9 protein-coding genes and 1 pseudogene are annotated in these 9,433 nt (G+C 70.3%); 4 read left to right on the top strand and 6 right to left on the bottom strand.

Annotated features, from left to right (window positions below):
- Positions 1-160: 160 nt before the first annotated feature.
- From STRTUCAR8_RS53255 to STRTUCAR8_RS09700, 6 genes are all read right to left on the bottom strand, one after another.
- Positions 161-325: a hypothetical protein gene (locus tag STRTUCAR8_RS53255; RefSeq protein ID WP_006375412.1), complete on the bottom strand. Its 165-nt coding sequence runs from the start codon at positions 323-325 to the stop codon at positions 161-163.
- An 84-nt stretch (positions 326-409) separates the two neighbouring features.
- Positions 410-700: a hypothetical protein gene (locus tag STRTUCAR8_RS09680; protein ID WP_143666588.1), complete on the bottom strand. Its 291-nt coding sequence runs from the start codon at positions 698-700 to the stop codon at positions 410-412.
- 176 nt (positions 701-876) lie between these two features.
- On the bottom strand, positions 877-1,317 hold the full coding sequence (locus STRTUCAR8_RS09685) for a hypothetical protein (protein WP_006375411.1): 441 nt from the start codon (positions 1,315-1,317) through the stop codon (positions 877-879).
- Between the two features lie 217 nt (positions 1,318-1,534).
- Positions 1,535-2,695 (bottom strand): alkaline phosphatase PhoX, encoded by a 1,161-nt coding sequence (locus tag STRTUCAR8_RS09690; RefSeq protein WP_044471935.1) that lies wholly within the window; start codon positions 2,693-2,695, stop codon positions 1,535-1,537.
- A gap of 357 nt (positions 2,696-3,052) precedes the next feature.
- The gene (locus tag STRTUCAR8_RS09695) at positions 3,053-4,882 is read right to left on the bottom strand and encodes a sensor histidine kinase (protein WP_006375420.1); all 1,830 of its coding nucleotides are present in this window, start codon (positions 4,880-4,882) and stop codon (positions 3,053-3,055) included.
- Entirely contained in the window at positions 4,879-5,592 is a 714-nt protein-coding gene (locus tag STRTUCAR8_RS09700) for a response regulator transcription factor (RefSeq protein WP_006375409.1), read from the bottom strand. Before STRTUCAR8_RS09700 ends, STRTUCAR8_RS09695 begins: the two co-directional genes overlap by 4 nt.
- 108 nt (positions 5,593-5,700) lie before the next feature.
- Between STRTUCAR8_RS09700 and STRTUCAR8_RS09705 the strand changes: the two genes are divergently transcribed.
- The 4 genes and pseudogenes from STRTUCAR8_RS09705 (at position 5,701) to STRTUCAR8_RS09720 (ending at position 9,381) form a co-directional block, all read left to right on the top strand.
- Positions 5,701-6,954: a L,D-transpeptidase gene (locus tag STRTUCAR8_RS09705; protein WP_063139052.1), complete on the top strand. Its 1,254-nt coding sequence runs from the start codon at positions 5,701-5,703 to the stop codon at positions 6,952-6,954.
- Positions 6,955-6,962: 8 nt separating this feature from the next.
- Positions 6,963-7,826 (top strand): L,D-transpeptidase family protein, encoded by an 864-nt coding sequence (locus tag STRTUCAR8_RS09710; RefSeq protein WP_006375414.1) that lies wholly within the window; start codon positions 6,963-6,965, stop codon positions 7,824-7,826.
- A 73-nt stretch (positions 7,827-7,899) separates the two neighbouring features.
- Positions 7,900-8,148: pseudogene (locus STRTUCAR8_RS53260) on the top strand (SAM-dependent methyltransferase); the annotation flags it as partial.
- A gap of 240 nt (positions 8,149-8,388) precedes the next feature.
- A complete protein-coding gene (locus STRTUCAR8_RS09720; protein WP_078507158.1) occupies positions 8,389-9,381 on the top strand; it encodes an oxidoreductase in 993 nt (330 codons plus the stop codon).
- The last annotated feature ends 52 nt before the right edge of the window (positions 9,382-9,433 follow it).

Raw genomic sequence — 9,433 nt, forward strand, 5'->3', positions numbered from 1 at the left:
GGCGAGGCCCGTGATGCCCTCGTCGTGCAGTTCGAAGCAGCCGACCTCGTCGGTCGTGCCGTAGCGGTTCTTGACGCCCCGGACGAGACGGAGGCGGGCGTGCCGGTCGCCCTCGAAGGACAGCACCAAGTCCACCAGACCGCCCTCTCGTGGTTCGTGCTCACGCCTGTTCGGGAACTCGTCCAGGCGTCGTGATCCGCGGCGAGGAATACAGGAACTGGTCCTTGCCCAGGGGTTGTTCCTCGACCCTGCCGCGCCACAGGAGTACGCCGTGGCGTCGCTCCCAGAAGTACACGTACACGCCCTTGACGATCCGCTCTCCCATGTAGAAAAGCCCCCAACCGGCGCCCCAGGGGCTCCAGAGCAGGCCCAAAACCAGGGATGACAGCGCGATGAAGACAACGAAGCCTCAGGCGAAGCTGCGGCGCATGGACTCACGCGGGGCGGGGATCGCCTCGGGTTCCGCCAGGGGGACCGCATTCTCGAAATCGCGCTTCTCGCCACCCAGCCATTGCGACCGGGTCAAAACCGCCACCAGGCCGAAGAACGCGCTGATGCCGGATAAGCCCAAAAGAAAGAGCGGCATGTCGCTTTCGGCCTGCGGCAGCCCACGTATGCCGAAGACCACAGGCGCGGTGATCACTATGGCGACCCCCGCCTCGACGATCACCGCAAATTGATGATGAACGTAACGCACCACGGCTTCCCCCTTCGCATGCGCCTGCCGGGGGCGCGTGCAGGACTCACTATGTCCATCGTGCGCCCCCTCGGGAACCCCCCCCGGACTCCTTGGCCCGACACCGATACGCGCCGCCGGGACGCGCCCGCACTGGCCCTACTTGCCGCGCAGCAACACCCAACCTGAGGAGCGGACCGTCAGGAGTACATCAGCGGGCACTCCCGTCTGAGCGAGTGCTGTGCCGCGCGCAGGTACAGGGCGACATAGAAGGCCGCGTCCAGATCCTCACTCCACGGCCCCGGCCGGGTCGCCGACAGCTTCTCCGCCTCGCCGTCCAGGAACCACATCGTCAGATCCAGGTTGTCGCACATCTCCGGGACCTCGGGCGGCAGTGCGACCGCCGTCGCCAGTTTCCGGGCGATCGCCAGGACCTGAGGGGCGCCCGCGATCACGGTGTCGTCGGAGTACGAGGACTCCACCGGCAACTCGATCTCCTCGTCCAGGGACACCGGCACCAGGACCGTCCAGTCGCAGAGTGTGTCCGTCTCCGCGCCCGAGAGGTGCGCCCCGCACAGTGTGAGGAAGCTCTTCATGGACGGGACCAGCTTCTCCTCGAAGGACTGGCCCGAACCGCGCACAAAACCCTTCACTCTCGGGTACGGAGTCGTACGGAGGCAGGCCGCGCCGTGCCAGTTCCGCGTTCAGGCCCGCCGCGATCTCCGCCCTCCCCTCCTCGCCCTCACCGAACCACTCCTCCGCACCGACATCGACCAGGTATACGCCCATGACCGCAACGTACTGCGCACCACTGACAACGCCGGTGCGCAGTACGGACGTACGAACGCACGACGAGGGTTACGCGCGGAACGGGCCCGTCACCTCGTACGTGATCCCGCCCGAGGAGCTGCCGCTCGTGCCGCGCTGGCTGGAGAAGTACAGGCGGCTGCCGGTCGGCGAGAACGCCGGGCCGGTGATCTCCGAGCCCGACTGGCCGTCGATCCGCAGGAACGGGGCGACCACGTCGTCCGGGGTGATCAGGCAGATCTCCATGTTGCCGCCGTCCTCCGCGACGAACAGGTCGCCCGACGACGTGCCGGTGATGTTGTCGACGCCGGTCAGCGGGGCCGTGCCCGAGGTGACGAGGGAGTCGTCGTACGCCAACTCGTAGGTGTTCGTGAGGAGGTTGAGCTGCCAGACCCGGTTGTCGCCCTTGGTGGTGAACCAGACCTTGTCGTCCGCGTAGTAGCAACCCTCGCCGCCGTTGAAGGACTTGGAGCCGGAGACCTGGGTGCGGGTGGTCGTCGGGGAGCCGTCCGGGTAGGGGATCGTGGTCCAGGTGTAGGAGCCCGAGGCCGCCGTGCCCGCGACCAGGACCTGGAGGGTGCCGGACGACAGGTCGCCCCAAGTCGTGGGAACGAAGCGGTAGAAGCGGCCGTTCGTCTCGTCCTCCGTCAGATAGACGACCTTGCGGACCGGGTCCGCTGCCGCCGCCTCGTGCTTGAAACGGCCCATCGCGGGACGCTGCACCGCCGCGTTCACGCCCCACGGGTCGGTCTCGTAGACGTACCCCAGCGACACCTCCTCGCAGGACAGCCAGGTGTTCCACGGAGTGCGTCCGCCCGCGCAGTTCTGCCGTGTGCCCGACAGGACGCGGTACGCGGACGTGATGGCACCGGTGGCGGCGAACCTCACCGCGCTCGCGCCGCCCGACGGGTTGATCTCCGAGTTGGAGACATAGATCCAGCCCGTGCCGTCGGCGTAACAGGCCCCGCCGTCAGGGGCGTTGTGCCAGGTGTACGACGTTCCGGTGACCGTCTGGCCCGAGCGGGCGACGACCCGGCTGGTGAAGCCGGCGGGGAGTCTGATGCCGTTGGCGTCGGCCGCGGCGAGGGCTCCGTACGGGCCCGCGCCCGGCTGGGCGGGGGCCGCGTGGGCGGCGCCGCGCCACAGGGTGCCGCCGAATACGGCCGCCGAGCCGCTGACGACGGCGGCGCGCAGGAGGGTGCGGCGTGCCAGGTGTGTGTTCACTCGTGCGTCCACTCTCGCTCCAAAGGGGGGTGGCGTGACGTGCGGTGACGTCAGGGACCCTAGGGCGGCAGAGTGGAATTGTCATGTACGCGCTGCGACTCCCCGGTGGCTGTTCGCGGTGGCCGGAATCCTCCGGTGCCTGATCGTGGATCTTTCCAACTCCGCTTTGGACGCGACGAGTTCACCTACGTCGGTGCGCAAATGATCAGCACCGAGCACGCAGGAGGCTCCGCCGTGTCGCACGACGACCCCGCCCCCTCGGTCGGTACCGGCGCCCGGGCGCGGGCGCACATCGACACCTCAAAGCCGCACTCGGCCCGCTTCTGGGACCGAGCCGGAACTTCTTCACGGCTGAGGTTCCTCCGGGCCGGTCACACGGGGCAGCCGGACGGTGAACACCGCTCCACCGGCGGGGGTACTGCCGACGGTGACGGTTCCGCCGTGTGCCTCGACGAACTGACGCACGATGGACAGGCCGAGACCGCTGCCCCCGGTGCGTCTGCTGCGGGACTTCTCGGCGCGCCAGAACCGTTCGAAGACATGGGGCAGGTCTTCGGGGGCGATACCGTCCCCGGTGTCGCGCACGGTCAGGACGGCCTCGTCCGCCGTATGCCAGGCGCTGAGGGTGACCGTGCCCTGCGCGGGAGTGTGCCGCAGCGCGTTGGAGACAAGGTTGCCCAGCACCTGCCGCATGCGCACCGGGTCGGCGTCGAGCCAGAGCCCGGGGCCGGCCTCCGCCCGCAGGTGGACGGCCGCCGCTTCTGCGCGGCTGCGATGGGCGGCGGCGACCTGGCCGATCAACTCCTCCGCGGCCAGCGGTTCCCGGTGCAGCCGCAGGGTGCCGGCGTCGCCCGCGGAGAGGTCGCGCAGGTCGTCGATGATGTGCTGCAGTTGCAGCGCCTCGTCGTGCAGGGCGGCGATGAGCCCTGGGTCGGGTTCGAGAAGTCCGTCGCGGGTGACCTCCAGCCAGCCGCGGATATTGGTCAGCGGGGTGCGCAGTTCATGGGCGATGTCGCTGACCATGGCCTTGCGCTGGGCCTCCAGCTGCTCCCGGCGCGCGGTCAGGTCGTTGAAGGCTGTGGCCAGGAAGCCCGTCTCGTCCTTGGTGGTGACGGCGACCCGTGCGTGGTGCTCGGGCGGCTGCCGGGCGGCGGCGGTCAGGGCGCGCAGGGGACGGACGAGACGGACGGCGACGAGGGCGGTCAGTGCGATCGTGACGACCAGGACGAGACCGGAGACTCCGACGATCTTGGTCTTGTTGTCGGGTGAGAGGTCGAGGCCGGTCCGCTGCTGGTCGCGGTCGCCGAGATAGAGGACCGCCGGTGGGGCGACGTAGGGGTCGAGCTGGGTACGGCGGGCGGTGTCGAGACAGTTCTGCGTCTGCTCGTCGCCGACCGTCCTGTCGGACATCCCGGGAACGACGTCGTCGCCGAACAGCGACCGCAAAGAGGGGTCCGCCCTGAGTGGTTCCTTGAAGTCACCCTGGACGCAGCCGGTCATCAGCTTCGCGAGCACCGCCAGCGCCGTGAGCTCGCTGGGCATCACCGGATTGACCGCCACAGCGACGCATTTCGCGACCACGGCCGCCGAAGTGCCGTCGGCGACGGTGGCCGTTCGACCGCTGGGCATCCGTCGGGTGTGGCCACCACCCCCGACCTGGGTCAGGCAGCGCACCCGCCGCAGCGCCGCCGAATTCACCTCACTGACCTCGCCGGAGGACAGCCGATAGGGCCCCACCGCCCGTGGGTCGATGCCGGAGAGCTGGGCGCCGGGCTCGGTGTAGGTGTCCGTACGCAGCGGGTCGACGGTGGCCGAGGCACGGGCGGGCAGCGCGGTGCCGGATGCGGCGGAGTCGGCGATGAGGCGTCCGCCCGCGGTGGTCAGGGCGATACGGCGGTCCAGGGTGCGCGACAGTGCCCGCACGGTGGGGCCGATGCCGTCCCAGTCGGCGTGGGCGGCGGCGTAGCCGCTGAGCCGGCGCAGGATGTCCGAGTCGTCGGAGAGCACCTGCCCGCGTTCTTCCTGGATGGCCCGGGTGGTGAGCTGCACCGCCAGCCAGGCGGTGGCGCCGACGGACAGTGCGGCTATCGCCACGGAGGTGAGCAGCAGCCGTACCAGCAGACTCCTGTGCCAGGGGATGCGGGAAACGGGCGTTGTGCCGTCCGGGCCGGTCATGCGGGACCCCTGCCGTCCGGGGAGCCGGGGTCTCCGGTGAGTTTGTAGCCGACCCCGAACACCGTCAGCAGCCGTGCGGGGGTGCGCGGGTCGGGCTCGATCTTCCTGCGCAGGTTGAGGATGTGCATGTCGATCGCACGCTCGGTGGACGCCCGGTCGTGACCGCGGGTGTGTTCCAGCAACTGACGGCGCGAGAAGACCCGTTCGGGCTCGGCGACCATGGCGTTCAGGATGGCGAACTCACCCGGGGTGCAGCCGATCTCCGCACCGTCGCAGGTGACCTCGTGCCGTACCGGGTCGACCGTGATACCCCCGGCACGCAGTACGGCGGATTCCTCGACCGGGCTCAGGGTGCGGCGCAGCACGATGCGAATCCGTGCCAGCAGCTCCCGGGGGCTGTACGGCTTCGTCATGTAGTCGTCCGCGCCGAGGTCGAGGCCGAGCAGCAGATCGTCCTCGGCGGAGCGCGCCGTGAGCATCAGCACCGGTATGTCCGCGTCCCGGCGCAGCACTCGACAGACGCCGAACCCGTCGAGACCCGGCAGCATGACATCGAGGATCACCAGGTCGGGCCGGCGGTTGCGGGCCTCGTCGAGAGCGGTCCGTCCGTCGGAGACGACAGCGGCCGTATGGCCTTCCCTGACGAGGAGCCTGCGGATCAACTCGGCCTGCATGCCGTCGTCTTCGGCGACCAGAATATATGCGCACACACAGGTGACCCTAGGTGTGGCGAGGCGTCGTCAGCACGGTGAACGGCCCCCGTGCGGTCCTTCCCACACCCTGACCACTTCCTGATATCCGCGCTCCACGCTGGCCCCATGCACAGCGAAGAAGCCACCCAACACACCGGCCCGCCCCGCCGCGTCGCGGCCCGGTCCGCCCTGGCGCTGCTGTCCGTCTCGGCGTGCCTGCTGGCCGGCTGCGCCACCGGGACCTCGGACGCGAAGAACCCAGCCGAGGACCCGGCGAAGACACCGGTGCAGGCAGGGCGGGCGGCGACAGGGGCCCGGCTGGACCTGCACGCCACCGACGGCCAGGAACATGTCCCGGTCACCACCGGCGGCCGGGTCACCGTCGAAGGGGGCACGATCGACGAGGCGTTCCTGTCCACCGCGGACGGCCGGGCGGTGACCGGCGAACGGTCCGCGGACAAGAGGAGCTGGGCTCCCTCGGGCGACCTGAAGCACGGGACGGCCTACCGGTTGACCGCCACGGCCACCGACGCCGACGGCCGTCGCACGACCCGCACCGTGGCGTTCACGACCCTTGCCGAGGCCGACCGGTTCACCGGCGCCTACACCCCGCAGAACGGCTCCACGGTGGGCGTGGGCATGCCGGTCTCGTTCACCTTCGACAAGCCGATCACCGACAAGAAGGCCGTGGAGTCCGCCGTAGAGGTCAGCTCCGACGGTGGACAGACCGTCGTGGGCCACTGGTTCGGCGGGCAGCGCCTCGACTTCCGACCGCAGGACTACTGGAAGCCCGACTCCACCGTCACCGTCAGGATCCGCCTCGCCGGAGTGAAGGGGGCCGCCGACGCGTACGGCGAGCAGGACAAGACCCTGCGGTTCAAGGTCGGGCGCAGTCAGGTGTCCACCGTGGACGCCGCCGCGCACACCATGAAGGTCGTCCGGGACGGCACCACCGTGCGCAGCATTCCGATCACCGCGGGCGCCGCCTCGTCGCCCACCTGGAACGGGCGGATGGTCATCTCCGAGAAGCTGATCTCGACGCGGATGAACGGCGCCACGGTCGGGTTCGCCGGACAGTACGACATTCCCGACGTCCCGCACGCCATGCGGCTGTCCACCTCGGGCACCTTCATCCACGGCAACTACTGGGGAGACGACTCCGTCTTCGGCCGGTCCAACATCAGCCACGGCTGTGTGGGGCTCAACGACACCAAAGGCGGCGGCGACTCCGGCCAGGACGCCGCCTGGTTCTACGACAGCTCCCTCCTCGGCGACGTGGTCGTGGTGAAGAACTCCGACGACAAGGTGATCGCCCCCGACAACGGGCTCAACGGCTGGAACATGCCGTGGAGCGAGTGGACGGCGGGTTCAGCGCGATGAGGCACCTGGTGAAACACCCGGTGAGGCACCCGGTGAGGCACCTCTTCCCAGCCGTGGGCTCCCGTCTGCCGGTTCCCGCCGCGGTCCTGGCACTGGCCCTCACCCTGGCCGGGTGCGGCGGCCCCGGCGCCGGGACGACGGACGGTGGTGTTTCCCCGGCGGACGCCGGTGCGCAGGACGTCCGGGCCGTCGCGCCCACCACGGCCGGCGCCGGATCCCAGCCGAGTGCGGCCGGCGAAAGGGGCGCGGACGCCCCGGCCCCGGCGACGAGCGCTTCCGCGCCGGCCGTACTGCCCGGCCTCGGCCCCCGGACGCTCGCCGGGATCCCCGACAACGCCCGACAAGTAGTCGTCGTCACCGGGAAGGACAAGAACTCCCCACAGTCGCAGGTGGTGCTGTACCAGCGCACAGACGACGACGGCTGGACCGCCGGGCAGCCCTGGGCCGCCCACAACGCGCTCCGGGGCTGGACCGCCGACCATCACGCGGGCGACCTGCACTCGCCCATCGGCGTGTTCACCCTCAGCGACGCGGGCGGACTGCTCGCCGACCCGGGCACGAAGCTGCCCTACGACCGGTCCGGCGCCTTCACCGTCGGCGGCACCGGATTCGAGGGCGAGCCGCTCGCCGGCTCCTTCGACTACGTGGTCGCGATCGACTACAACCGCGAGCCGGGCACCTCCCCGCTCGACTGGACCCGTCCGCTCGGCGCGGACCGCGGCGGCGGCATCTGGCTGCACGTCGACCACGGGGGACCCACCCACGGCTGCGTGAGCCTGTCGCAGCAGCACATGAAGGAACTGCTGCTCACGCTCGACCCGGCACTGCACCCGGTGATCGTGATGGGGGACCGCACGTCCCTCGAACGGTGACGACCGATACCACGAATCCGCAAATCCACGCATTCGCGCATCCACGCATCAGAGGGCGTCGAGTCCCATTGCGATGGAACGGACGCCGTACTCAACCGACTTGTCCGACGAGCAGTGGGCGTTGCTCGAGCCGCCGGTCACCGCGTGGAAGCAGGAGCGGGTGGCGCGGTCGGCGACCGGGGACCCGGGCTCGACCGCCGACAACACCCACGAGGTCGCGCAGCGCGCCGCCCCGGACGCCATGATCGCGTACGTCGACAACGACCCCGTCGTCCCGGCCCACGCGGACGCCCTGCCGGCCGGCGCCCCCGAGGGCCGGACCGGCGCACGGCCGGAGCGGCGTCCCGACCTCCGGGGCCCGGCCGGTCCTGCCACGGTCGTCGGCGCCTACTGCGGAGTGGGCCGCAAGCCCTGACACACGGCGCCGCAGGGCGTAGAACTGGCCGTGGCGGCTGATCCGGCGCAGGCCCGCATCCGGATGCGGGATCCGGGTCCTGTATCCGGGCACATGCCCGGATACGTCCGAGCCGCTCAACTCGTCGCCCACGGAGGTAACCCGAACATGCCGGGCTGGAACGCGCAGGACATCCCCGACCAGAGCGGCCGTATCGCCGTCGTCACCGGTGCCAACAGTGGTCTCGGGTACGTCACCGCGCGGGAGTTGGCGCGCAAGGGGGCGCGGGTGGTGCTCGCCTGCCGGAGCGAGGCGCGGGGGAACGAGGCGGTCGGGCGGTTGCTGGCCGAAGTGCCGGACGCCATCGCCGAGTTCTGGCCGCTGGACCTCGGAAACCTGGGCTCCGTAAGGGAGTTCGTGGACGAGCTGCCGTACGAGGGGATCGACCTCCTCGTCAACAACGCGGGCGTGATGGCGTTGCCGCACGGGACGACGGTGGACGGCTTCGAGACGCAGTTCGGGGTCAACCACCTCGGGCACTTCGCGCTCACCGGGCTGCTGTTCCCGAGGCTGCTCTGCACGCCCGGCGCCCGGATCGTGAACCTCTCCAGCGGGGCCCACGCTCTCGGCAACATCGACATCGACGACCTCAACAGCGAGCGTAACTACCGGCGTTGGACCGCGTACGGGCGTTCCAAGACGGCCAACCTGCTCTTCACGCACGAGCTGGCGCGCAGGCTGGCCGCCGTCGGCTCCGGTGTCGTGGCCGCCGCCGCGCACCCCGGATACGCCGCGACCAACCTGCAGACCGCCGCGCCGAAGATGCAGGGCCGCAAAGGCGCCGAGCGGTTCATGGAGATCGGCAACCGCTTCTTCGCCCAGTCCGCCGAGGCGGGCGCCCTGCCCACCCTGTACGCGGCCACCGCTCCCGACGTGCGGCCCGACGCGTTCATCGGCCCCAGGATCCTGGGCTGGCGCGGCGCGCCCGCCAAGTCGTGGCGGGCTTCCTGGACGCTCAACGACCAGGCGGGTGAACGGCTTTGGGCCGCCTCCGAGCGGCTCACCGGGGTGACGTACGAGGGCCTCAAGTCGAAAAAAAGGGCGGCGGGACGGCCGCGTTCAGGTCGTCGGTGTGGACGACCAGTTCGACGGTACGGGTGACCAGGTAGTCGGCGAGGGTCATGGCGCCCGTGCGGGTGGCTAGCCGACGATC

This window comes from Streptomyces turgidiscabies Car8 (assembly GCF_000331005.1).
Lineage (GTDB): Bacteria > Actinomycetota > Actinomycetes > Streptomycetales > Streptomycetaceae > Streptomyces > Streptomyces turgidiscabies.

Coding starts and splice junctions, on each gene's coding strand:
- STRTUCAR8_RS53255 (WP_006375412.1), bottom strand. CDS start 325: ATGGGAGAGCGGATCGTCAAGGGCGTGTACGTGTACTTCTGGGAGCGA.
- STRTUCAR8_RS09695 (WP_006375420.1), bottom strand. CDS start 4,882: ATGACCGGCCCGGACGGCACAACGCCCGTTTCCCGCATCCCCTGGCAC.
- STRTUCAR8_RS09705 (WP_063139052.1), top strand. CDS start 5,701: ATGCACAGCGAAGAAGCCACCCAACACACCGGCCCGCCCCGCCGCGTC.
- STRTUCAR8_RS09720 (WP_078507158.1), top strand. CDS start 8,389: ATGCCGGGCTGGAACGCGCAGGACATCCCCGACCAGAGCGGCCGTATC.